Source organism: Hyphomonas sp. L-53-1-40 (assembly GCF_000682775.1).
Lineage (GTDB): Bacteria > Pseudomonadota > Alphaproteobacteria > Caulobacterales > Hyphomonadaceae > Hyphomonas.
In genome coordinates this window covers 207,523-230,113 of sequence record NZ_AWFI01000015.1, presented here as the reverse complement: position 1 = coordinate 230,113, position 22,591 = coordinate 207,523, and the positions used below count along the sequence as shown (strand labels likewise).

The 22,591-nt window shown below is 58.3% G+C and carries 22 protein-coding genes and 1 tRNA gene; 8 read left to right on the top strand and 15 right to left on the bottom strand.

The annotated features are described in order from the left end of the window. The first annotated feature begins 40 nt into the window (after positions 1–40). Positions 41–658: a GTP cyclohydrolase I FolE gene (gene folE, locus L53_RS10290; RefSeq protein ID WP_034815219.1), complete on the top strand. Its 618-nt coding sequence runs from the start codon at positions 41–43 to the stop codon at positions 656–658. 136 nt (positions 659–794) lie between these two features. After that, positions 795–1,115: a hypothetical protein gene (locus L53_RS10285; RefSeq protein ID WP_034814866.1), complete on the top strand. Its 321-nt coding sequence runs from the start codon at positions 795–797 to the stop codon at positions 1,113–1,115. Positions 1,116–1,183: 68 nt separating this feature from the next. On the opposite strand, the gene L53_RS10280 is transcribed toward L53_RS10285, so the two are convergent. The 10 genes from L53_RS10280 to L53_RS10235 all read right to left on the bottom strand — a co-directional run bounded on the left by L53_RS10280 (position 1,184) and on the right by L53_RS10235 (position 10,587). Then, positions 1,184–1,954 carry an alpha/beta hydrolase gene (locus tag L53_RS10280; RefSeq protein ID WP_034814864.1) on the bottom strand — a complete coding sequence of 257 codons (771 nt, stop codon included), beginning with the start codon at positions 1,952–1,954 and terminating at the stop codon, positions 1,184–1,186. 29 nt (positions 1,955–1,983) lie between these two features. After that, the gene (locus L53_RS10275; protein WP_034815217.1) at positions 1,984–2,493 is read right to left on the bottom strand and encodes an RNA pyrophosphohydrolase; all 510 of its coding nucleotides are present in this window, start codon (positions 2,491–2,493) and stop codon (positions 1,984–1,986) included. Between the two features lie 2 nt (positions 2,494–2,495). Next, on the bottom strand, positions 2,496–3,794 hold the full coding sequence (locus L53_RS16410; RefSeq protein ID WP_051607805.1) for a divergent polysaccharide deacetylase family protein: 1,299 nt from the start codon (positions 3,792–3,794) through the stop codon (positions 2,496–2,498). 83 nt (positions 3,795–3,877) lie between these two features. After that, positions 3,878–5,200, bottom strand: a complete 1,323-nt coding sequence (locus L53_RS10265; protein WP_034815213.1) for a S41 family peptidase — start codon at positions 5,198–5,200, stop codon at positions 3,878–3,880. Between the two features lie 28 nt (positions 5,201–5,228). After that, a complete protein-coding gene (locus L53_RS10260; protein WP_198019789.1) occupies positions 5,229–6,446 on the bottom strand; it encodes a murein hydrolase activator EnvC in 1,218 nt (405 codons plus the stop codon). Between the two features lie 34 nt (positions 6,447–6,480). Then, positions 6,481–7,011 (bottom strand): hypothetical protein, encoded by a 531-nt coding sequence (locus tag L53_RS10255; RefSeq protein WP_034814859.1) that lies wholly within the window; start codon positions 7,009–7,011, stop codon positions 6,481–6,483. A gap of 9 nt (positions 7,012–7,020) precedes the next feature. Next, positions 7,021–8,445 carry a M28 family peptidase gene (locus L53_RS10250; protein ID WP_034814857.1) on the bottom strand — a complete coding sequence of 475 codons (1,425 nt, stop codon included), beginning with the start codon at positions 8,443–8,445 and terminating at the stop codon, positions 7,021–7,023. Between the two features lie 72 nt (positions 8,446–8,517). Continuing rightward, positions 8,518–9,120, bottom strand: coding sequence for a peroxiredoxin (locus L53_RS10245; protein ID WP_051607804.1), 603 nt, complete (start codon positions 9,118–9,120; stop codon positions 8,518–8,520). Between the two features lie 99 nt (positions 9,121–9,219). Further along, the gene (locus L53_RS10240; protein ID WP_034814855.1) at positions 9,220–9,759 is read right to left on the bottom strand and encodes a GNAT family N-acetyltransferase; all 540 of its coding nucleotides are present in this window, start codon (positions 9,757–9,759) and stop codon (positions 9,220–9,222) included. Positions 9,760–9,840: 81 nt separating this feature from the next. After that, positions 9,841–10,587, bottom strand: a complete 747-nt coding sequence (locus L53_RS10235) for a Bax inhibitor-1/YccA family protein (RefSeq protein WP_034814852.1) — start codon at positions 10,585–10,587, stop codon at positions 9,841–9,843. A 355-nt stretch (positions 10,588–10,942) separates the two neighbouring features. Here L53_RS10235 and L53_RS10230 point away from each other — a divergent pair, with 355 nt between their 5' ends. The 4 genes from L53_RS10230 to L53_RS10215 all read left to right on the top strand — a co-directional run bounded on the left by L53_RS10230 (position 10,943) and on the right by L53_RS10215 (position 14,705). After that, positions 10,943–11,275, top strand: coding sequence for a DUF2853 family protein (locus L53_RS10230; protein WP_034814850.1), 333 nt, complete (start codon positions 10,943–10,945; stop codon positions 11,273–11,275). Positions 11,276–11,312: 37 nt separating this feature from the next. Beyond that, a complete protein-coding gene (thpR, locus tag L53_RS10225) occupies positions 11,313–11,927 on the top strand; it encodes an RNA 2',3'-cyclic phosphodiesterase (protein ID WP_198019788.1) in 615 nt (204 codons plus the stop codon). Positions 11,928–11,988: 61 nt separating this feature from the next. Then, positions 11,989–13,239: a putative DNA modification/repair radical SAM protein gene (locus L53_RS10220; RefSeq protein WP_034814847.1), complete on the top strand. Its 1,251-nt coding sequence runs from the start codon at positions 11,989–11,991 to the stop codon at positions 13,237–13,239. Then, on the top strand, positions 13,236–14,705 hold the full coding sequence (locus tag L53_RS10215; protein WP_034814845.1) for a UdgX family uracil-DNA binding protein: 1,470 nt from the start codon (positions 13,236–13,238) through the stop codon (positions 14,703–14,705). Before L53_RS10220 ends, L53_RS10215 begins: the two co-directional genes overlap by 4 nt. A gap of 25 nt (positions 14,706–14,730) precedes the next feature. Here the strand turns inward: L53_RS10215 and L53_RS10210 are convergent. From L53_RS10210 to hemC, 5 genes are all read right to left on the bottom strand, one after another. Next, positions 14,731–14,806, bottom strand: a tRNA-Thr gene (locus L53_RS10210). Positions 14,807–14,899: 93 nt separating this feature from the next. Next, positions 14,900–16,336 (bottom strand): heme biosynthesis protein HemY, encoded by a 1,437-nt coding sequence (locus L53_RS10205; protein WP_034814843.1) that lies wholly within the window; start codon positions 16,334–16,336, stop codon positions 14,900–14,902. Between the two features lie 6 nt (positions 16,337–16,342). Continuing rightward, on the bottom strand, positions 16,343–17,566 hold the full coding sequence (locus L53_RS10200) for a COG4223 family protein (RefSeq protein ID WP_034814841.1): 1,224 nt from the start codon (positions 17,564–17,566) through the stop codon (positions 16,343–16,345). Between the two features lie 59 nt (positions 17,567–17,625). After that, entirely contained in the window at positions 17,626–18,354 is a 729-nt protein-coding gene (locus tag L53_RS10195) for a uroporphyrinogen-III synthase (protein ID WP_034814839.1), read from the bottom strand. After that, positions 18,348–19,331 carry a hydroxymethylbilane synthase gene (hemC, locus tag L53_RS10190; RefSeq protein WP_051607802.1) on the bottom strand — a complete coding sequence of 328 codons (984 nt, stop codon included), beginning with the start codon at positions 19,329–19,331 and terminating at the stop codon, positions 18,348–18,350. Before hemC ends, L53_RS10195 begins: the two co-directional genes overlap by 7 nt. A 104-nt stretch (positions 19,332–19,435) precedes the next feature. On the opposite strand from hemC, the gene L53_RS10185 reads away from it, so the two are divergent. Both L53_RS10185 and L53_RS10180 read left to right on the top strand, forming a co-directional pair. After that, positions 19,436–21,307 (top strand): DUF885 family protein, encoded by a 1,872-nt coding sequence (locus L53_RS10185; RefSeq protein ID WP_034814837.1) that lies wholly within the window; start codon positions 19,436–19,438, stop codon positions 21,305–21,307. Between the two features lie 97 nt (positions 21,308–21,404). After that, positions 21,405–22,589 carry an acyl-CoA dehydrogenase family protein gene (locus L53_RS10180; RefSeq protein WP_034814835.1) on the top strand — a complete coding sequence of 395 codons (1,185 nt, stop codon included), beginning with the start codon at positions 21,405–21,407 and terminating at the stop codon, positions 22,587–22,589. Positions 22,590–22,591: the final 2 nt, after the last annotated feature.

Below are 22,591 nucleotides of genomic sequence, written 5' to 3'. Positions count from 1 at the left end.
GACCCTCGTCCCTCAGTCGAAGGAAACTTCAATCATGGCCATGGACGCCATCACTCCCAATAAAGACAAGGCACGCGCAGAGCCCATCAAGCGCCCTACCGTTCAAGAGGCCGAAGAAGCCGTGCGCACGCTCATCGCGTGGGCTGGCGACGATCCGCGTCGCGAAGGCCTGCTCGACACGCCAAAGCGCGTCGTCAACGCCTACAAGGAATGGTTTTCCGGCTATGAGGAAGATCCCGTCAAGTACCTGTCGCGTACCTTTGAGGACGTGCAGGGCTATGATGACATCGTCATGCTGCGCAACATCGACGTGGAGAGCCATTGCGAGCACCACATGGCGCCCTTCCTTGGCAAGGCCTATGTCGCCTACATGCCGTCGGCAGCCGTTGTTGGTATTTCCAAGCTGGCACGCGTCGTAGAGATCTTCTCGAAGCGCCTGCAAACGCAGGAAACCATGACCGCGCAAATCTGTGATGCGATTACCGACAGCCTTGCCCCGATGGGCACGGCGGTCCTGATCGATGCCGTGCATGAATGCATGTCGACACGGGGCGTCCACCACAAGGATGTCAGCACGATCACCACGCAGTTTACTGGCGTGTTCAAATCGGATGCCGATTTGCGCAATCGCTTCCTGCGTATGGCCGGCAAGGGTTGAGCCGACTTTCTCTCAGAATTGATCAACCCCGGCCCTCAATGCCGGGGTTTTTTTATGGACTCCGTCCCCAGCATTGATAGCCTCGAAACCGAGGTAGAGTGCAAAAGAACAATCCCGAAAGACGGAGGAGACTTCCATGAAACTCTTTTTAGCGGCGAGTGCGGCAATTACGCTGTTCGCCCTGCCTGCGATGGCACAATCCACCACGGTCGAATTCGCAAGCAGCGATGGCAGGACCGCGCTTGTTGTATTCTATGAAAACGGCACGGCCTCCATGGATGGAGGCGATCCCATTCCGTACACGATGGATGAAGAATCCAAGACAATCTGTGGCCAGACACCCGAAGGTGACATTTGTGCAACCTTCGACGAACTGGGCGAAGACGTCGGCTTCTCGACTGGCTTTACCAATACTGCGGGCCAATCCGGCACGGCAACGATCACAGCTGCCGACTGATCGGCTGGAAGGACTGAACGGGTTTAGAGGCATTCGCCAATCGGCGGGTGCCTCTTTTCATGACCGCCTCAAGCAGCAGCTCTCGTCTTTGCAAGCCAGGCAACAATGTCCGAAACCACCTTGTCAGTGCCCGGCTCATCCACGATCCAATGGGCATTGTTCGGATATTCCATAAAGTCACCCGCTACTGGGCTTTTTGCGTATTTTTGCCCCACCTTCCGGACGGCCTTGGCAGGCGTCGCACGGTCTGCACCAGCAGCGATCGTCAGTGTTGGAATTGTAAACAAGGTCTCGTCGATCTCGATTCCATCTGCGATGTCGCCGTAAACCTTCCCGGAATCGTACAGCGCATCAGCGTAGATCTCTGCATGACGACGTCGCGGCACCCTGTTAAGTACGCCATAGCGAAATCCTGACTCCCAAACCTTATAGGCTTTCGAACGGTTCCGACCGATCAGGATGTTGAGGAAAGTATAGGCAACTGACAGGGTCACCGCGCTGCAATCCTTGGGTTGAGCCGGCGTCAGGAAGACCGCCTGGCTCACGAGCCCCTGCTCGACCAGACATTGGGCAATCAAGCCACCCATCGAATGACCAATCACCGCGGGCGGGCTGCCCGTCTCACGCTCAATCCGGCGAACGGTGTCCGCCATGGATTTCACATAGTCATCAAGGCCCAGATCAGACAGCGAAGCTGGGGGAGAGGCAGGCACTCGCTGGTCTGGAAACAGTGTTGGAGCTTCGCAGCTCCAGCCAGCGGCTTCGAATCCCACGCGCATCCGATCCCAGACCTCACCGCCACACCCGATCCCATGGATCATCAGCAAGGATTTCGTCATCGGTTCGCGCCTCTATAGCCTGCAGGGTTTCAACCCTGAACTTCCTTGTGACCGGGCACCGGTTCGGCCCAACTGATGAACCGCTGGGAAACTTCAGAGTACACCATGCGTTTGAACGGGACGACCAGCGAAGGAACTTCTTCGAGCCGCGCCCAGCGCCACGCATCGAATTCCGGCGTATGCCGGTCAAGGCGAACATCGCTGTCGGCCCCCTTGAACCGGAAAGCGAACCATTTCTGTCTCTGACCAATATAAGGTCCGGGCAAACGCTTCTTCAAATCCGGGGGGAAATCGTAGAACAACCAGTCCGACGTTTCCTCGAGAACATCGACCAGCTTTTCCGGTACGCCGACTTCTTCTTCGAGTTCGCGGAGAGCGCCGACCAACGGCGTCTCGCCCTTGTCGATGCCGCCTTGCGGCATCTGCCACTGGAACGCGCCCCGACCATTGATGCGCCGCCCAATGAAAACGTGGCCTGCTTTAGAAAAGAGGGCGAGACCAACATTGGGTCTGTAGAGGTCGGGATCGGGCGCGTGTATCGTCACCCTTCCGGGTTTACCGGAGCCTGAGACAAGCTTCCAGTCTGGACACGCTTCGGTTGGGAAGTTTTTGCAGGCACCGAAATCAGGGCAGATGCCGGCGCCAGAACGACCCCACGTTTCTGCATGTCCTTCGTCCAGTCCTTAGCGATTTCGATTGTCAGCGGGAAGGCGTACCCAGTTCCCATAGACGCACCGTTTTCCTTTGCGAGCGTTTCGAGACCCAACAACTCAGTCCGGATGTCATCTGCGGTCAGCTTTGCGTCAATTGTGGCCGCGGCGCGTGCGAATTTCATCTGTGTGCGCTCGGCGGCACGGTCGAAGGCGCCTGTTTGGAAGCTGCCATCCTCGACGAGAGCAATGCCGCGATCGTGAAGGGCTTGAAGGACGGGGCCGACAGCGCCGGGATCTTCGGCGAATTTGGCGCCCTGATAATTGATGATCCCAAAATATCCGCTTGCCCGGCTGAGCAGCTTTTCGAGACGCGGCAGGTTGCGGTCACCGGTGTCGCCAGCCAACAGGGTTTGCGGATGCATCTTCATGCGACCGTACTCGAAGGATTCCATTGGCACTTCGATCAGGACTTCGTGTCCTTTTTCGCGAGCCTTGTTGACCCAATACTGTAAATTGCCAGCGTCTGGCGCGAAGGACAGTGTCACTTCAGGCGGCAACTCTTCGATAGCCGCCTTGGTGTGGGTCGCATTGATGCCAAGTCCGCCAATGACGACCGCCACAATCGGCTGGTTGCCGGGATTGGCGAAGGGGCGAGCATACACATCGGACGGTGCCTGGCCGTCAGCAGAAATGCGCGGAAGAGACAGTCCATTGATCCGCTCCGTCAGACCCGGAACAGGCGCTGTATCAAGCGACGCTACACGCGTGACCTCGCCATAGGACTCCCCGGGGCGCACCAGCTTCCCATTGATCCGAATGCCCTCACCTGAGGAATCTTCATCCCCCTGCCCGGTCGGAACTTCCGACGGACGCGGAGCAGAAGATTCAGCATATTCCACGCCCAGGCTTGGCTGCTCGGAAACCACATCATCTTCTGCCAGAACAACACGCGCGCCCAGATCCTGGAGCGTCTCCGCCTTCAGCCGGGATTTGAGTGCGGCGGTAGACCCCTGGCTGGTCTCAAACAAGGCCAGCACTTCGCTCGGCCCGGAATCTGCGGGGTTGCCAGAATAATGGATCGCGGCACCAAGACTCGCACCCACTCCACCAAATACGAGCAGGCTCATAGCAGCATGGGTCAGACCCGTGCGCAAAGGAGATGGGTCGGCATCCCTGCGGCTAGCCATCGATGGACCTCGTCAAACCAGTTTAAAAGAATTCTGAACAAACAGAATTGCATCCAACTGGTTAACAGGTTGCAAACATCCGGTTAACCTGCCCGCCTCATTGCACTGGCTGTGACAGTGCCTTCCTTGAGCATTTCAATGGCTCTCTGGAACTGGAAATCCTCGCCATCCCAATCTTCGGGCGGCTGCTCATCCGGCAAGGAAACATCCTTGCGTGCCTCACCATCTTCATTGGCCAAGGCGTGCGGCAGGTCGGCCTCGGACCAGCGCTTGATCTGGGCAAGCTCTTCTTCAGACAGGCGTGCCTGGGTGATTTCGATGTCCGGATCGATGCCGAGTGCCTGAATGGAGCGACCGGCTGGCGTGTAATAGCGGGCCGTCGTCAGGCGGACTGCGCCGCGATCTGCGCCAAGGGGAATGACGGTTTGCACCGATCCCTTGCCAAAGCTGGTCGTACCCAAAACGGTGGCCCGATGCCGGTCCTGCAAAGCGCCAGCGACAATCTCGGAGGCCGAAGCTGAGCCGCCATTGATCAACACGATCATCGGGACGCCCTTAAAAACTTCCCCGGAATGCGCGTTATAGCGCTCCATGTCGGAAATGCGTCGGCCCTGCGTCGACACAACTTCACCACCAGACAGGAACATGTCGGAGACCGATACGGCCTGATCCAGTAGACCGCCGCCATTGTTGCGCAAGTCCACAATCAAACCACGTGGACGCGAGCCGGTTTCTTTAGCAATGCCTTCGACCGCCTCTTCAAGCAGCAGAGTCGTGCGCTCGTTGAAGGTTGAAATACGAATGTATCCAATATCGCTTTCCTGCATTTTCCAGGTAACGGATTTCTGCTGAATCACTTCCCGGGTCAAAGTGACGTCAAAGGGATCCTCACCTTCGCGCAGGATCGTGACATCGATATCAGTGCCCTTTTCGCCGCGCATTTCCTTGACGGCTTCGTTCAGGGTCTGGCCAATGATCGGCTTTCCATTGATGGATGTGATCAGGTCACCCGGCTGGATACCCGCACGGCTCGCAGGTGTATCGTCCATCGGAGAGATGACTTTAACGAAACCATCTTCCATTGTGACTTCAATACCAAGACCACCATATTCTCCGCTGGTCTGAACCTGCATCGAACGAAAATCATCCGGATCGAGATAGCTGGAATGCGGGTCGAGCGAGGTGAGCATGCCGTTGATGGCGGCCTTCATGGCGGCCTTTTCGTCGACTTCCGTTACATAATCCTGACGGGCGCGGGCGAGGATTTCTGCGAACAGGTCCAACTGCTGGTAGGTGACCATGCGCGGATCTTCGGCCCGGTCCTCAGGAGAGGCGAAGGCGGAAAACCCGACAGCAGCGCCACCCAGAACGACACCAAGGGCAGCCCCTGTCAGTAGTGAACGCATATTCCAGTCCTCCATAATCCTTTTGACCTTAGCTCCGGCCTGGCAGCCAGTCTGCCGGATTCATAACCTTGTCGCCAAGCCTTAATTCCATATTCAGTTCGGGAACCGGCTCGGCTCGATCAGGCATGCGTCCAACAGGCTCGCCCACAGAAACGCCTTGGCCTTCAGTGACATAGATCCGGCTCATGCCTGTAAGAATAACATGGTAACCGTCACTCGTCCGCAAAATTAACATTGATCCATACGTTCGAAATGGCCGCGCATACTCAACCGTACCGCCAACCGGTGCGACCACTTGGGCATTTGCCCGCGTGGCGAAGGCGACCCATTCCGACTTGCCGCCAGTGGGCAGCTTTTCGCCAAATGCCCGCGCAAGCGAACCTGCAACGGGGGGCTTCAGCGCACCGATGACAGCCCGCCCCAATGGTCGCGAAGCTGGTGTGCGCGCGACAGCGGACGTGGCTGATGGCTTCGACGAAGGCGAATTGGACACAAGGCGCGGTCTGAGGTCCGGCTTCGCGCCGGGCGCAGACGGCGCCTGAGCCTCAAGCGACGCCAGCAGTGATCTCAAATCTTCTTCCCTGGCACCAATCTCTGCCGCGCGGGCCTTCAACAATGCGATATCGCCGGACAAATCCTCGAAATTCCCACGCTTGGCAGCGGCGAGCCGCTCAATCTCAACTTGTTTCAAAGCAAGTGTCGCTTCAGCGGCATCGAGTTTGGCTTTTTCGCCGCGAATACGGCGCTCAAGCTCGTTCAGCGTATCGATTTCCCGCGACAATTCTTCCGACTCCGTCGCAAGGCGCGGAGTTGTCTCGCTCATCAGGATGGCCCGGCGCACAGCCGTGTTCGCTTTGCTCGGGGACACGATCAAGGCAGGCGGCTTCCGGCGATTGGATGCGGCAAGCGCTGCAAGCAGGTCTTCCAGAGCCTGGCGGTTCTCGAGCAGGCTCATCTGCGCCGATACCCGGCGCGCACCAAGATCGATCAGGGATTTCTCGGCGTTCGAAGCCTGTTCTTCACGCCGCTGGGACTCCATAGCCGCCGAAATCAACTGGCTGTCGATGTTCTTTAAATCGCTCAGCGTATTTTCGCCGGCGGCCTGCAGCGCTTCAAGCTTTTGCTCGGCGGCCTGCCGCTCAGCTTCGAGTGCCTGCAACTCTTCCCGGGAAAACGTATCCGGCGCTGCTGCCGTCAAGACAAACGCCGCAATCGATACCATCAGGGGTCGCCAGAATGCGCTCATCTCTCCCTTATTGCAGTCGGTCATGACTTCAATATTAACCAAGCACGGCAAGTCGCTCTCTGATCGCAGAAACCTGATCAGAAATCAGTGCGCAATAGACAGCATGATTGGACCGATCGAAGGCCGGAGCAACGCAAACCAGATGCGTGACCATCTCCACGACGATTTGCCCGTCTCGAATAATTGTGCTCGGCCGTCCGGCAAGAACGCCATGCACGACCTCGTTCCGGTATTCTGCAAGCCGAAGGACGGCGTCGACCTGCCCCGCCGTTGCGGGAAGCTGCTCCGGAGGCAAGAGATATCGATCTGACCGCGCGCGTCGCAGTAACAATTTCAGAGGTGCAACCCTTCCCGGCATTTTCAGATCGGCTGCATCTTCCTCCAAAGCGGTCTCATATCCGGAGAGGGCAGCAATGATCGCGCAATTCATTGCTGTGACGAGACCAACTGCGACCCAGCGCCAGCGTTCGGAGTCCTGATCCACATGATCCAGTTCCCGGTGGGCCAGTTTCAGCCCCTCAAGCGCGGCCGCGAGCGCTGGCCCCACTTTTTCAGACGCCGACATACGAAGAGGTCAGTCCGAACCCATCGATGTCGGCTCCGACTTCCGGAAATTCCATCCTGTCTGGGCCGCAATGTATGTGAACGCCGCGTACACCGCAACATTCTGACGGAATGCCTCCGGATCAATCTTGTCGAATGTATCGTCTGGGGTGTGATGGTAGTCAAAATAGTCCCGGCCATCCTGCGCGGGCGTTACGACAGGCACCCCTGCCCTGCGGAGGACGCCGATATCAGGCCCACCGCCGGCTGCATTGTCGCCTTCTGACACACCCAGTGGGGTCAATACCTGCTTCATGACATCCGCATAGGATATTGCAGCCTCACCAAAATTGGTCTGGAAACGCCAGATGCGGCCGGCGCCAAAATCGCTCTCAGCCGCAAGCATATGCTTGTCGAGATCATCCCCATGTTGCCGAGCGTAAGCATTCGCTCCAAACAGGCCGACTTCCTCAGAGCCGTAGAGAACGACACGGATCGTTCTGCGAGGTTTTCCCGGCAAGTCCGCAATCAGCTTGGCAGCCCCCACGACGATTCCGCAGCCCGCGCCATCATCCAGTGCGCCGGTACCAAGATCCCAACTGTCGAGATGGCATCCGATTAGGATGATTTCGTCTTCCAGATCAGATCCCTCGATTTCAGCGATCACATTTCCGGACGGCGCGGCATCGGCATACTCAACGCCGATATCGAGATTCACGCGGACCGGGCCCCTGTCTAGCAATCGTGTGAGCTGATCTGCATCAGGGCCCGACAAGGCCGCTGCGGGGAGCGCGCCGAGCGCTCCTTCCCGGAACATGCCGCCTGTGTGTGGCATGCGGTGGGGCTGTGTACCGACAGAACGGATCAGGCAGGCAACCGCCCCCTTCTCTGCGGCTGCATTGGCACACCCGCCCCGCTTGCGCACGGCAAGCCCGTAGCCCGAGCCATCTTGGGTCTTGTACATGCGCTCATCAATGAATGCGATTTTTCCGGCAAGGCTGCCAGCATCAGCCGCCTTTAGGTCGGAAAGGGTTTCAAACCGGACGATATCAGCCTCCAGTCCACCTTCAGGCGTCGCACGACTGCCGCCGAGCGCCGTGATCACAAGATCTTGCGCATTCGCGCCAATCACGCGGGCAGATTCATGGGTCCGCGCCCAATACGGGATCGTGAAATCCTCAACGCGCGTGCGGTCAAAGTTCAGCTGCTTGAGGGCGTTCATCGCCCACACACGCGCCCGCGCCTCATCCGGCGAGCCGCCAAGGCGGGCACCGACTTCTGTCGTCAGGTCTTCGACAAATTGCAGGCCAACCTCATCCAGCAGAGCATCCGCGATCAGTTGATCTGTCGTTGCCGCGATCTCCGGCGACAGATCGACATTCTGCGCGAAGGACGGCGCACCAACCAATATGGCCACGCCAGCCAATAGCCCTGCAATGTGCCTGATCTGTTTCATTCGCTTTGCCTTTCAATGATCTATGCAGCACAAGACTACATGTCCTTCGGGCAGAGTGAACAGCCCTGTTGCCTAAAGTTGTTCAGCAATCTGCAAGATAACGTCGAGCGAGGGGCGGTCCTTGTAACCTTCCTCGCGCAATACCGCCCGGACCGTCTCATCCGTACTGATAAACATGATCGCCGGGTGGGGAATGCCGAAATAGCGCGAGCTAGGCTTCATCTCTTCATTCAGCAAATTAAACGCCGATATAGCTTCCGAACCGGGATCGGACAGGAGTTCAAATCCAAGACTGTTCTTGCGGGCAAACTTCGACAGAATCTCGGGATCGTCATACGAAATTGCGACAAGGGGCCAGCCCAGGTCGTTGAGGTTGGCCGATACATCATCAATCTGCTTCAGCTGTTTTTGGCAGTAAGGGCACCAGTCCGCAGAACGCACGAAGGCAACCGCAATCCCCTTCTCTCCCATGAGTTCAGTCAGGCTCGTCGCCTCTCCAGTGTGTCTCACCAGATTGACCGAAGGCGCAGATTGACCAAGCGCCAGACCAATCTGAGGTGTTTGCATCTCGGTGGTCGTATCCGGGGAGGCTGTGATTGTATCGGCCGCATCCTGAGCGTTCGCCGCCGCTGGCAGCATGGCAAGCACGGAGGCAAGAGTAAGCGTACGGATCATGGGGCGTCTCCTCTGAAGTCTGTGCACCAGCCTTACCCGCATGCAGGATCAGTGGCGAGGCGTAAACGGCACACCTCACACAGGCTTGATCGGTCGTTATCAGTTGCGGCGGGCCCGCCATTCATCGGCCGTCTGGCCGTAGACATCCCACATCATGCCCTCAAACGGCGGCGGCGTTTCCTGTTTTCTCATGAAGCGGCTACCCAGACGCTCGGCTACGCGAACAGAGGCTGCGTTCTCTGGCAGGATCGTATGGATCACCTCACTCCAGCCCAGAATATCGACCGCATAGTCCATCGCCGCCGTCGCGCCTTCGGTCGCGTATCCCCTGCCCCAGGACGACCGCACGAGTCCCCAGCCGATCTCCGTACCCGGCCAGCCGTTTGGTCTCCAAGGGCCGAGCCGGCCCACCCATTCTCCAGTCGATTTCTCGATCACAGAAAACATGGAGAAGCCCTCAATCGTCCACGCACCGGTCATTGTGCATATTGATCGCCAAGTCAGCTCCGGCCCCTGAACGCCGCCGAGATGGCGCATCACCTCTTCATCGGCATGGAAGGCGTTCCACGAAGGGATATCTTCCGCACGTGGCGGGCGCAGGAGTAGTCGTTCGGTCTCGATTGTCGGACCTATGGCCATGATAACGTCCCTCGCCTACTGCACACAAAAAAGCCCCGCCTTGAGAGCGGGGCTTTGTGTACTCCTGTCAGACCGGCGGCGCTAGTCGCGACCGGACATGATGGCCAGCAGGAACTGGAACATGTTGACGAAGTCCAGATAGAGGCTGAGCGCACCAAAGGTTGTTGCGACCGCCATGGCCCGCGCATTGCCGGCAATCTGGAAATACATGTTCTTCAGGCGCTGGGTGTCATATGCGGTCAGGCCAGCAAACACCAGAAGGCCGACCACCGAGATCACCATATGCATCATGCTGGACTGGAAGATCAGCATGTTCAGGATCGACGCGACGATGATGCCAACGACGCCCATGATCAGGAACACGCCCCAACCGGACATGTCGCGCTTCGTGGTATATCCATAAAGTGACAGGCCACCGAACGCGATGGCCGTTGTCAGGAAGGCCTTCGACACGATCAGCATGCCATCCGGCTGGCGTGCATAGACATAGACGATAGCGCCCATGCCGATACCGATCAGAGAGACGACCGACCAATAAACAAGGTTAGCCGCTGTGGGCGACGGGTTCTTCATGACGAAGCCTGACAGAAGTAGGATCGCCAATGGAGCAAACATGATGACAAGACCGATTGGTCCGGTCAGGAGGGTCAGTGTGACGCTTTCCGGCACCAGCGCGCCAAAGGCATAAGCCAATGCTGCGGTCAGCAGCAGGCCAAGCGCCATCTTGTTGTAGACGCCCAGCATGAAGCTGCGCAGACCTTCATTGACCGACATGTCCATCGTCTGGCCCGATGGCCCCGGCGAATAGGCACGATTGAAGTCATTCATAGGTATGATACCCTTTCTGGTTGAAAGGCAGGGATTCATGACCTGCCAAACTGATCTGGAATATGGTGCTGACAGTTAGTTTTAGCAAGTTAAACCGGCGGTAAAGGCGACCGGCCTCCGTTTGCTATACCCACGGTCAATCAGCGGTCTGGCACATGTTGAATTGGCAGAACCTGCCATGAATTCTAACCTCCGGCACGATCTGTTGTCTTGAAAGCTCATTTGGGGGAATGATCAGGCCATTTCCTGCTGCAATCAGGCAGGTCTTATGGATTGACTTGAAATTACCCAAGGTTAATTTTCGTGTTCTGGCGTAATTCCAACAGTGGGGACGCCAAGAATGAAGGGGACAAACATGGCAGACGCATCTGAATATGCCGAAAACATCAAGAAATATGCGAAAGGCTACAATCAGGCCGCAGCAGAAAAGATCGTGGGACGACTGGGGATTGCCTTACGCAATCGGGACAGCTCCATTGTCGCCTGCAGCGATTCTGTTGAACTCGATCGCATTCGCGAGAAATGGTGCCGCGGCAAGCTGGGTCTGCCGCACACTCAAAGCGAGCTGGACGCGGCCATCAAGGCAGTTTGCGACCAGATGAGCGCCGAAGGTGGCTCCAAGTCGCGCGTGACGTTCTACTATTTGTTGGCAGAACAGTTTGGAAAGCTCGAAGCGCTCGCCGGCTAATACACGCTGGTGCATAGAGTTTCTGGAGACCCGGCCATTGCGCCGGGTTTTCTTTTGCGACGGAAACCTGTTCAACAGATACATGTATCGCTTGTTCGCTGCCCTTCCCATTCCAGATGAGATCCACGCCGGCTTGGTTGAACGCCAGACAAGCCTGTCAGGCGCCAGTTGGCGCCCGCCCCGCAATTTTCACATCACGCTCCGCTTCTTTGGGGATGTCTCGCATGCCAGCGCACGAGACCTGGACGAATTGCTGGCCGAAATTTGCTGTGCGCCTTTCGAACTTTCTCTGGAGGGCATGGGATGGTTTGGCCGCCGCGAGCCAACTGCCGTTTGGGCACGCGTCCGGGAGTGTGATTCCTTGCGCGCCTTGTCCGCACAATGCGAGCGGGCCGCACGGCGCCTTGGCCTTCAACCCGACCGGCGCCCGTTCACACCGCATGTTACTCTGGCATATCTGCACGGCACCCTATTGGACGAGGCAACGGCTTGGGTTGAACGCAACAATGACTATCGCGGCGGCCCTTTCTGGGCCGAAGGCTTTCACCTCTATTCCAGCCATATGGGTAATGGACCAAGCCGTTATGTAGCAGAGGCTGACTATGTGCTCGGCTCACCAGAGAATGCGGATATGGGGCGCTCTGCAGAGTAACTGATATGAGTTAATGCGACGACATTTGTTCGTGGTATGTTCTAATTCTGGAGAGCAGATCATGGCACGGCGAACAATCATACAGAAATTGGAGATTCTTGCGGACGCTGCGAAATACGACGCATCTTGCGCGTCCTCAGGGTCCAAGAAACGCAATGCACTGGGCACAGCCGGAATCGGATCCACCGAAGGTATGGGGATTTGCCATTCCTACGCGCCGGATGGGCGGTGTATCTCACTTCTGAAAGTGCTGCTGACCAATTTCTGCATTTTCGACTGCCGCTATTGCATCAACAGGTCATCTTCAAACGTGCGGCGCGAACGCTTCTCGGTGGACGAGGTCGTCAAGCTAACGCTCGACTTCTACAAGCGAAACTATATCGAAGGCCTCTTCCTTTCGTCCGGCATCATCCAGTCCCCGAATTACACAATGGAGCAGCTGCTGGAAGTGGCCCGCAGCCTGCGCCAAGACCACGGATTCCGCGGATACATCCACCTGAAAACGATCGCCGAGGCTGACCCGGAGCTGATCCGGCTTGCAGGCCTGCATGCCGACCGACTGTCGGTGAATGTCGAACTTCCTTCAGAGCAAGGACTGACCCATTACGCTCCAGAAAAGAGTGGCCAGACCATCCGAAAGGCAATGGCTGACATCCGCCATGAAATAGACAATGTGAAGGATGCGAGTTCCAGCCGCATTTTGAAACGGGCCAAAGCCCCTTCATTTGCTCCTGGCGGGCAGTCGACCCAGATGATCGTGGGTGCCGACTCCTCGAGCGATGCAGACATCCTGCAGTCCTCGTCCAAGCTCTATGCCGGCTACGGCCTCAAACGGGTCTATTACTCCGCCTACAGTCCGGTGCCGGATGCCAGTGCCGACCTTCCCCCTGTCCGCCCTCCCCTGATCCGGGAACACCGCCTGTACCAGGCTGACTGGATGTTTCGCTTCTATGGCTTCTCGACCGCAGAGATCACGTCGGTCGCCGAGAACGGCATGCTGGACTTGGAAATCGATCCGAAACTCTCTTGGGCATTGAAGAACCGAGGGTTGTTCCCAATGGATATCAACAAGGCCTCCTACGGAGAACTATTGCGGATACCCGGGCTCGGTCCGGCGTCCGCCAAGCGCATCGTTCAAGCGAGACGGCACACACGATTGACGCTGACAGACCTCGGAAAGATCGTACGTAGTCTGAAAAATATTCGGCCATTTATCACAGCCGCGAACTGGACTCCGGGCCATCTGACCGATTCCCTTGGCTTGAGAGATCGCTTTGTTTCGCGGCCAAGACAGTTGGACCTTTTTTCATGATCACTGTCGAATTGCAGTCTCCAACAGACTTTGACGGTTGGCGCAGATTGTCCCGACATCTACTGGCCGAAGGCGTCAAACCGGACGAAGTCGAGTGGCACATTGAAGGTGACGCTGGAACACTGTTTGCAACACCCGCTTACCAGCCGCACCCCGCTCCGCCGTCGTCTTCGGGACCTCGTGTTCCGAAACTGTTTATTGACCGCGCCAGACGCGTCGTCTGTCACACCGACACCAGCCGGTTCATCCGGCTCTACAGGATCCTGTGGCGACTCCAGCAGGATGGTGCCTATCTCAGCCGTATTACGGAAACGGATGTGAAATGGCTGGAAGATTGTGACAAGGCGATCCGGCGGGATGTTCATAAGACCCACGCCTTTGTTCGGTTCAGACAGGTAAATGCGGGGGCCGCCGGTCGGCAAGAGTTTGCAGCCTGGTTCGAACCCACTCATCGGACACTTGAACTCAGCGCACCTTTCTTCCAACGTCGGTTTCCCAACATGGACTGGATCATCGTCACACCGTCCATGTCCGCCGCATGGGATGGCACAATGCTTCGCTACGCCGAGGGGGGAAGCAAGTCCGATGTAACTCCGGCTGATGCGGTTGAGGACCAGTGGCGTACCTATTTCAAATCGATCTTCAATCCAGCGCGCCTGAAAGTGACTGCGATGACTTCGGAGATGCCTCGCAAATACTGGAAGAACCTGCCTGAAGCCGACCTCATCCCGAACCTGATTGCGACCGCATCAGAAAGGGCGAAATCCATGCAGCTTCAACCCGAGCGCGCGCCGAACCCGCTGGCCGAAGTCCTGACCCGCCGGCGGATCGGAAAGGCCACCCCTGCCCCGACGCCTCAGACATTGCCCGAAACAAGAAAAGCGCTATCGGCGTGCACGCGGTGCCCACTCTACAAGGACGCGTCTCAGTCAGTACCTGGCGAAGGACCGACCAATGCGCGACTGATGATTGTCGGTGAACAGCCTGGAGATCAGGAAGATATTTCCGGCCGCCCCTTCGTTGGACCTGCCGGACAGTTGCTGGACCGGGTGCTGGTCGACGCCGGGCTGAACCGGAATGAGGCATATGTTACCAATGCGGTGAAGCATTTCAAATTCCAGCCGCGCGGCAAACGGCGCATGCATCAAAGACCCAATGCGGGAGAGATCGACACCTGCCGCTGGTGGCTCGACCTGGAACGCCGGCATGTTCAGCCGGACCTGATCATTGCGCTGGGGGCAAGCGCGGCGCGCGGCGTGCTGGGCCACTCGATCAAGGTGTCGGATATGCGCGGCAAGATCCTGCCCCAGCCCGGCGCGGCATCTGTGCTTGTTACGGTCCACCCAGCCTATCTGCTCCGCTTGCCAGACCCGGACCGCGCCCGAACTGAACGTCAGCGCTTCGCGCAGGACCTATCAGCAGCGCGCGCGTTTCTGGAGGGGACTGCGCATCGGACAAACGCCTGAAGGCAATGGATTGTCGGAAAGAAAATGGTGCCGCTAAGGTGACTTGAACACCTGACCCCCGCATTACGAATGCGATGCTCTACCAGCTGAGCTATAGCGGCAAATCCACTGATGAGCCCCGCGTCATACCGACAGAGGCCTATTTTCGCAAGATGCTTTTGTACGTGGCGAGCCAGCAGCCGCAGTCGCCAAGCCTAGTCGTCATCCGAGACATAATCCAGCGGTGGCATGCGGGGTTCGCTCGGCGCAGTGGCAGTGGCGAGATCATCCTCCTCGTCGGGTGACGGCAGCGCCATGACCCGGCCGGCCTCAAGCTCGCGCCCGAAGGATTCATAACGTGGATGGACAAGGTCTCCGACATCGCCAAATGTGTAGACCAGCCGACTCCAATTGCGCTGCGAGAAGTCAAACGCCATGCCTTTCGGATCCAGGTCCGACCAATCAGGCTCACGCGACGCGGAAACGGCCATACGGCCCCAACGCTCAGCTTCAGACGTATCACCATAGCCTTTCAAGGCACGCTCCATCAGCAAGCAAAGCCGTGCTGTCGGATTCTCCTCGACAAGCAAAGCAAGCGCCTTGATCGCACCTGTCCAGTCGGCCGAATCCATGGCCAGCTCGGCCTCCAGGATACGGCTTTCGCGATGAGTGGGGTTCGTATTAATCAGGGCCCTGAGGCGCGCTGAAACATTCTCCGGTGTGTCCTGAGGAACAAGGCGACGAGACAATTGTGCCAACGCCGGATGTGGCCGCGCCTTCCAGCCCGTTTCCAGCACGCTTTGCGCTAATTTTGCCTTGCCATCGGTCATCAGCTGGCGTGCGCCGTGCCAAGCTGCAGGAGAGAATGCCGGCGCAGACCGCATGGCCTCGGCGAGTTCTTTCTGGGCTTCCAGTTTGCGGTCATGCGGCAAGCCAGCGGCTCGCGCCGTGTGCAATACGGCCCGGCGGCGGCGTAAACTGTCGCCCTTGATGAGACCGCGCTTCTCACCGATCGAAAGCGTTTCCAGCGCCTTGGTCCACTCACCTCGCGCGACCTGCAAATCGAACAACGAGTTGAACGGCCAATCGGCCGAGGATTTGATCCCCAGCGCTTCTCGCGCCCGGGACTCCGCCGTCTGCTGGTCACCGCGCTCAGCCGCAGCCGATGCTGATCCGCGCAGGCCCGCCAGCTGCCCGCCCGGCAAGCGTGTCAACTGGCCCCAAGCGCGCTCAGCGCCAGCCCAGTCGTCATTGGCTTCGGCGGCGCGGGCTTCAAGCAGCAATTGCAATCGTTCGTCGTCCGCATGCTTCCCGGCTTTTCGAGCCAGTTTCAGCGCGGTATTGGCATCGCCCGCTTCGGCAGCCAGCAAACCTTCTGTCAGCGCGGCATTAGCCTTGCGCGTGCGCGATACCTGGCGAGATTTTCCGATCTTTCCGGGCAGAATGAACAGGCCACTCAGGATCCACCAGGCAAAGGCGATCACGCCGCCGAGCAACAGCATAAGGAACGCGGCCAGACCCGACTGGATTGAGATCTCCTGCTCGCCATAGGGAACAGTCACCGCACCTGGCAGTGACAATGCCCACCAGGCAAAAGAAGCCGCCACTGCAAACAGCAGCAAGATTACGACAAACAGGACAATCCGATTCATGGGGGGCTATTGTTTCCCTTCAAGGAGGCGTTGTTGCAAGGCTTCCAGCGCCGCTTCCAAAGTGATGCGCCGGTTTGCTTGGGCGGTCCAGTCGGCCATGGCCCTGGCGGGCGCGCCTTCAAGTCGGTTTATCATTTCGACCGTCTCTTCGAGGTCGCCGATTGCCAGCGCTTCACTGGCCTTGGCAAGAATGGCATCCGGTTCGCTGTCCTCGCCGTCCAGCCGCCGCACACTGACAGCGTCCCCGAAAGCGCGATTGAGCCAGGACAGTCCCTCTTCCGACGTGTCCGGAATGGCCGCTTCTGCTTTCAATCGCGCGACATCAAAAGAAGCCTGGAGCTCTGCAACCGTCGGCGCCCCCTCCGCGGATATGGACGCCAGCTGTCGAACCGAAGAATCGTCCGGTAGTTGCGACCTGAGCATGCGCAGTTCCGGCGCAAAACCTCCGCCTTTTCGGGAGGCAGCCTCTATTGCGGACACCGCACGGGCCATGTCGGCCGTTTGGGACGCTGCTTCGGCTGCCCCGCGCGCAGCGGCCTCATCCTGACGCATACCCGCAATCAGGCCCGCCATCTGTTCGGCGTCGCGGCTGTTCGAGAGCTTGGCTTCACTCAAATCGTCGCGCAGTTCGGCCAGTTTGGTTTCAACCTCGATCACCCGTTCGATCTGGACGCCGCTCGGTGCCGCTTCCAATTGCTCAACTGATCGGGCTAGCCTTTCCATCCGAGACTCAAGGCTGGCAACAGCGCGGGAGACATCTTCCGGACTGACTTCACCTGTCGTGTCGATAGACTCAAGCGCAACGACGCGCTGCTGAAGCTCATCAAGTGCGCTTGTATCTATTGTAGCTGCGGACCCGGTTTCGCGCTGGGCCAGCGCTTCGACCTCGGTTGCGAGGGCAGAGATGCTCGCACTCAATCCATCCTGCTCGCGTATCGTCCGGGCCAGCCGGATGGATACTTCTTCCTGCCCTGCCTCCATGTCGGTCAGGCGCGAATCCACCGTGCCGGGATTGGTCGGGTTGTTTGCAAGGTATCGTGAACCGGCCATGCCAAGAATACCGCCAAGACCGGCAGCAAACAGGGATAAAACGAGTGCACCCAGCCAGCCAGGCCCCGCAGAAACGCCACCGCTTCCCCGCACGGCTTCTTCAGGGGCAGGTTCGAAGTCAGCATCAATCGGCTCAGATGAGTCGATATGGTCGTCTTCCGGTGTCGAATCTTCGGTCATCAATCACATTTCCCTTCAGACGGGAGTTCTAGCCACAATCGCATATAGTTCGGCAGCGATCAAAGCTCTTTGCACGCCTGCAACAAAGCCTCCATGAGCGCGTCCTCATTGGGCCTGGCAGCAGATATAAGTGCCCGTGCCTGCGAAGACTTTAACGGGGCTGCGGCAGCCTCCGAAATTGCGACGCAGATATTTGTCTCCATTGGTATGCTTTCGGATAGGGCCGCAAAAACATGCGCAGCCTTGGCTGAATGAACCAGAACAACCGCACCCGAACCGGAGCGGAGTGTTTGAACTGCATCCGCTTGCAGGGCTGATGCTGGAACCGTCTCATAGAGCGCCAGAAAGCGGGCATCGCATTTGGCAGCGGACAGTTGCGCTACCAGGTTTCCGGCTGCCGCCGAATTCGCAATATGAAGGAAACCGCCTTCTGTAGATACCGAAGACAGGATCAAACGGCCGAGTTCGTCAGAATCTCCGTCTCCCCGCACAATCTTCTGGAAGCCTGCTGCTTCAGCCGCATCCGCCGTCGCAGGCCCTACACACCACGTAGTCAGATCAGCGACCTGCTCCGTGATACCTCCGACAGCATCAACGAAGAACCGAACGCCATTTGCGCTCGTGAAGACCAGATTGTAGATGCCCGACAAGTCTACCATGGGCGCTTCGAGCGCTCTCAGCTCGAGCATGGGAGACCGAATGGCATGAAAACCCATATCCATCAGCCGTGTCACGGTCTCGGAGGCCCCGGGCTCCGCACGCGTCACGATGACCGGTGGCTTTACCATGCGCTGCCAAAGGCTGGCAGTTCACCGCCTGCCGCATCGCGAATGTCAGCGGCAAGCCTGGCCCCCAGATCCGTCATCTGATGCAATGTGGACGCCTTGGCACACGATCCGTTGGCCGACCAAGTCTGCTTACCGTCGAGCGACAGAACTTCGCCCTTCACAAACCAGGTGTCGCCCTTGTCAAACGTATGCGCCGCAATCGGTGTGCGACAGCTGCCGTCCAGTGCCGCGAGGAAGGCCCGTTCGATATGGGCAGCGGCCTCGGTCGGCTCGTGGTTCATCTTCTCGAACGCTTCTGCAGCATCTTCAGCCAGATTTTCCCGCGCCACAATGCCGACGATCCCCTGCCCGGCGGCTGGCAGCATGTCTTCCAGCGGGATCGGGTGCGCCAAATGCGCCATGCCGAGGCGCGTCAGCCCAGCCATGGCGAGATAGGTCGCGTCTGCGAGCCCCTCTTCCAACTTGCGCATACGGGTCGCGACATTGCCGCGGAAGGTCACGATTTCGACGTCGGGGCGCCGGGCCAAAGTCTGCGCTTCCCTGCGTAGGGAGGCGGTGCCCACACGTGCACCCTGTTTCAATTCATTCAAACTGGTCGCATGCGGTGACAGAAAACCTTCACGGGGGTCTTCCCTGTCCGGAAACGCCACAAAGCGCTGCCCGTCTGGCAGGACAGAAGGAACATCTTTCAGACTGTGGACTGTCACGTCCACCTCACCCCGGTCGAGCGCCGCGTCGAGTTCGCGCGTAAACAGACCCTTGCCGCCCGCATCGATTAGACGCTCAGTTGTCAGCTGGTCTCCGGATGTCGTGAAGGTAACGATCTCACCACGCCATGCACCGCCAGAGTGAATTTCCAGCGCCGCTGCCACCTGCCGGGCCTGCACGAGCGCGAGCGGAGAACCCCGCGTGCCAATTCGCAGCACACGCTGGTCGCGGCGGGATGTGTCGTCGGGAGAAATACGCGGATCAGTCATCCCCCTCCCCTAACGCCCCCAAGAGGACTTGCCAATTGACACAGCGCCGCGGAAAGGAATACCAAGTCTTATCGTTATTCGAGAAAAATTTTCCGGAGTCTCTCATGATCAAGCAAACCGCCACCGCGATTGCCCTTGCGCTTGCGCTGACCGCCTGTGGCCAGCCCACCCCCGCCGCCGAACCTGAACAGCCATCTGTAACGGCAGAAGAAATGGCAGCCAATGGCGAACGCCTGAATGCATGGTTTGATGCGAAGTACGAAGAAGAACTGCAATTCAGCCCGATCGGGCTGACCTTCCTGGGCCGCAAGGACAAGAACGACCAGATCGACTGCTTCACCCTTGAGTGCCACGAAGAACAGCTGGCATGGCGCGTTGCAGCCACCGAAGAGATGGAAAACGAGTTCGACTATGATGCGCTCTCACCAGCAGACCGTATCTCCTATGATATCTGGAAGTACCAGACCGAGCAGGAAGTCGCCGGCGAAGAATATCTCTATAATGGCTACATCTTCGATCAGATGAACGGCCCACAGGGCTTCATGCCTACCTTCCTCATCAATTTCCACAACGTGGAATCGGTCGAGGACTTCGATGCCCTCGTTAACCGGATCAGCGAAACCGGCCGCGCCATGAATGAGGCGATCCTGATTGCAAGGGAATCAGCTTCACGTGGCGTCCATGCCCCGAAATTTGCCTATGAAGGCGTGATCGACCAGTCGAAGAAAGTCATCGCGGGTGCGCCGTTCACCGAAGGGGAAGACAGTGCGCTCTACGCCGACGTCAAATCCGAGATCGCCAAGCTTTCCGAAGCGGGCGAGTTGACCGAGGAAGAGGCCGACGCCAAGCTGGAACAGGCCCGCATCGCGCTGGTTGATAATTTCCAGCCTGCGTACGAGGCGATCATCGCTTTCGCTGAAGAAGACATGGCCAATTCGCCGGATCCGGACAGCCCGGTCGGCGCGGACACCCAGCCCAACGGCAAGGACTATTACAACCACCTGCTGGCCACGCAGACCACGACCGACCTGACAGCCGACGAAATCCACGAGATCGGCCTGGCAGAAGTCGCCCGTATCCACGAAGAGATGGAAGCCATCAAGCAGCAGGTCGGCTTTGAAGGCACGTTGCAGGAATTCTTCACGATGCTGCGCGATTCCAAGGATGATGAACGCTTCTACTATCCGAATACGGATGAGGGACGTCAGGCCTATATTGACGACGCGACCCGCGACATCGAAAACATCAAGGCGAACCTGCCGGAATTCTTCGGCATCCTTCCAAAAGCTGACCTCGTCGTGAAACGCGTCGAGCCGTTCCGCGAACAGGACGGAGCTGCCCAGCACTACTATCCGGGAACGCCGGATGGATCGCGGTCAGGTACCTACTACGCACACCTGTCCGACATGACCGCGATGCCGAAACGCGAACTGGAAGTGATCGCGTATCATGAAGGCATTCCGGGTCACCACATGCAGATCTCGATCGCGCAGGAACTGGAAGGCGTGCCGCAGTTCCGCACCCAGGCCGGTTTCACCGCTTACATCGAAGGCTGGGCGCTGTATTCCGAATGGCTGGCCACGGAATTCCCGGATACTTATGAAGATCCGTATTCCAATTTCGGACGCCTCGGCTCCGAAATCTGGCGGGCAATCCGTCTTGTTGTCGACACCGGTATCCACTCCAAGGGCTGGACCGAGGAAGAGGCCGTTCAGTACTTCCTGAACAATACGGCCATCACCGAGATGCAGGCGCGCTCCGAGATCCAGCGTTACATCGTGATGCCGGGTCAGGCGACCAGCTACAAGATAGGCATGATGAAGATCCAGCAGCTGCGCAAGAAGGCTGAAGACGAGCTTGGCGACAAGTTCGACATCCGCGCCTTCCACGACACCGTTCTGGGCGGCGGCGCTCTGCCGCTGGAAATCCTCGAACGCCGCATCGACCAGTGGATCGAGGAAGTAAAAGCGGCCTGATCCAGTCTGCGAGCTGAGCGCCCTTCCGGGCGACGCGAGGGCAGGGCTTGCTTGAGGCAGGCCCTGCCCTACGCTTTTCAGGAAGGGAGAAAATGCCATGAACCTCGATTTCAGCCCGGAAACGGAGACCTTTCGGCAGACCGTCCGCACCTTCTTTGAAACGGACTTTCCGAAGGACATTCTTGAGAAAAACCGCGCAGGTCACGCGCTGACAACAGCAGAGGTCCGAAAGTCGGAAATGGCGCTCGGCGCGAAAGGCTGGCTCGCCTCGGCATGGCCCGAAGAATATGGAGGCCCCGGCTGGTCCGTCGAGGAACAATACGTCTTTGATGAAGAACTGGAGCGCGCAGGGGTGCCAACCGTCACGCCTATGGGCGTCGTCTATGTCGGGCCGGTACTCTACACATTCGGGTCGGACGCCCAGAAGGAAAAATGGCTTCCTGGCATCCGCGACGGCTCGGTCGGCTGGGCACAGGGCTATTCAGAGCCGGGATCAGGATCAGACCTCGCATCGCTCCAGTTCAGCGCCGTGCTGGAAAACGGGACCTATACGCTGAATGGCCACAAGATCTGGACCTCGGCCGCCCAGCATGCCGACTGGATCTTCCTGCTGACGCGCACCTCCAATGAGGGGAAGAAGCAGGAAGGGATTACCTTCATCTGTTGCCCCATTGATGCGCCCGGCGTGACGGTGAAGCCGATCATCACGATCGATGGCAAGCATGTGCTGAACGAAGTTTTCTTCGACAACGTCACCGTACCGGAAGAGTTTCGCATCGGCGAAGAGGGTAAGGGCTGGACCTATTCGCAGTACCTGCTCGGGTTTGAGCGCACCTCCTATGCTCGCATCGGCGGCAAACGGGCCATGTTGCGCCATGTGCGCGAGATCGCTCGCTCCTTGCCTGAGAGCGGCAATTACCGCCTGATCGATGATCCGGGCTTTGCGCAAAAGCTGACCCAAGCAGAAATGGCGGTGGATGGCCTGGAGATGACTGTCTTCCGCATCCTCTCCGCGCTCTCCGCAGGCGGATCACCGGGCGATGCAGCATCCACAGTAAAAATCCTGGCAACCACGACCCACCAGCAGATTACCGAACTGATGCTGGATGCCGTCGGCCATTTCGGACAGCCCTTCGGCAAGGCCGGCGACCTTCCAGCCACCCTGCCCCCCTATGCTGCGCCGGATGTGGCGACGTATTTCGGAGGGCGTGCCCAATCAATTTATGGTGGCACCAACGAGATCCAGCGCAACATCATCGCAAAGAAAGTGCTGGGCCTCTAAGG

What these genes read in the sequence shown, in the direction of transcription:
- L53_RS10285 (WP_034814866.1), top strand. Translation starts at nt 795, where the DNA reads ATGAAACTCTTTTTAGCGGCGAGTGCGGCAATTACGCTGTTCGCCCTG.
- L53_RS10215 (WP_034814845.1), top strand. Translation starts at nt 13,236, where the DNA reads ATGATCACTGTCGAATTGCAGTCTCCAACAGACTTTGACGGTTGGCGC.
- L53_RS10240 (WP_034814855.1), bottom strand. Translation starts at nt 9,759, where the DNA reads ATGGCCATAGGTCCGACAATCGAGACCGAACGACTACTCCTGCGCCCG.
- L53_RS10265 (WP_034815213.1), bottom strand. Translation starts at nt 5,200, where the DNA reads ATGCGTTCACTACTGACAGGGGCTGCCCTTGGTGTCGTTCTGGGTGGC.
- L53_RS10200 (WP_034814841.1), bottom strand. Translation starts at nt 17,566, where the DNA reads ATGACCGAAGATTCGACACCGGAAGACGACCATATCGACTCATCTGAG.
- L53_RS10180 (WP_034814835.1), top strand. Translation starts at nt 21,405, where the DNA reads ATGAACCTCGATTTCAGCCCGGAAACGGAGACCTTTCGGCAGACCGTC.
- folE (WP_034815219.1), top strand. Translation starts at nt 41, where the DNA reads ATGGACGCCATCACTCCCAATAAAGACAAGGCACGCGCAGAGCCCATC.
- L53_RS10250 (WP_034814857.1), bottom strand. Translation starts at nt 8,445, where the DNA reads ATGAAACAGATCAGGCACATTGCAGGGCTATTGGCTGGCGTGGCCATA.
- hemC (WP_051607802.1), bottom strand. Translation starts at nt 19,331, where the DNA reads ATGACTGATCCGCGTATTTCTCCCGACGACACATCCCGCCGCGACCAG.
- L53_RS10195 (WP_034814839.1), bottom strand. Translation starts at nt 18,354, where the DNA reads ATGGTAAAGCCACCGGTCATCGTGACGCGTGCGGAGCCCGGGGCCTCC.
- L53_RS10235 (WP_034814852.1), bottom strand. Translation starts at nt 10,587, where the DNA reads ATGAATGACTTCAATCGTGCCTATTCGCCGGGGCCATCGGGCCAGACG.
- L53_RS10185 (WP_034814837.1), top strand. Translation starts at nt 19,436, where the DNA reads ATGATCAAGCAAACCGCCACCGCGATTGCCCTTGCGCTTGCGCTGACC.
- L53_RS10220 (WP_034814847.1), top strand. Translation starts at nt 11,989, where the DNA reads ATGGCACGGCGAACAATCATACAGAAATTGGAGATTCTTGCGGACGCT.
- L53_RS16410 (WP_051607805.1), bottom strand. Translation starts at nt 3,794, where the DNA reads ATGGCTAGCCGCAGGGATGCCGACCCATCTCCTTTGCGCACGGGTCTG.
- L53_RS10260 (WP_198019789.1), bottom strand. Translation starts at nt 6,446, where the DNA reads ATGAGCGCATTCTGGCGACCCCTGATGGTATCGATTGCGGCGTTTGTC.
- L53_RS10245 (WP_051607804.1), bottom strand. Translation starts at nt 9,120, where the DNA reads ATGATCCGTACGCTTACTCTTGCCTCCGTGCTTGCCATGCTGCCAGCG.
- L53_RS10230 (WP_034814850.1), top strand. Translation starts at nt 10,943, where the DNA reads ATGGCAGACGCATCTGAATATGCCGAAAACATCAAGAAATATGCGAAA.
- L53_RS10255 (WP_034814859.1), bottom strand. Translation starts at nt 7,011, where the DNA reads ATGTCGGCGTCTGAAAAAGTGGGGCCAGCGCTCGCGGCCGCGCTTGAG.
- L53_RS10280 (WP_034814864.1), bottom strand. Translation starts at nt 1,954, where the DNA reads ATGACGAAATCCTTGCTGATGATCCATGGGATCGGGTGTGGCGGTGAG.
- L53_RS10205 (WP_034814843.1), bottom strand. Translation starts at nt 16,336, where the DNA reads ATGAATCGGATTGTCCTGTTTGTCGTAATCTTGCTGCTGTTTGCAGTG.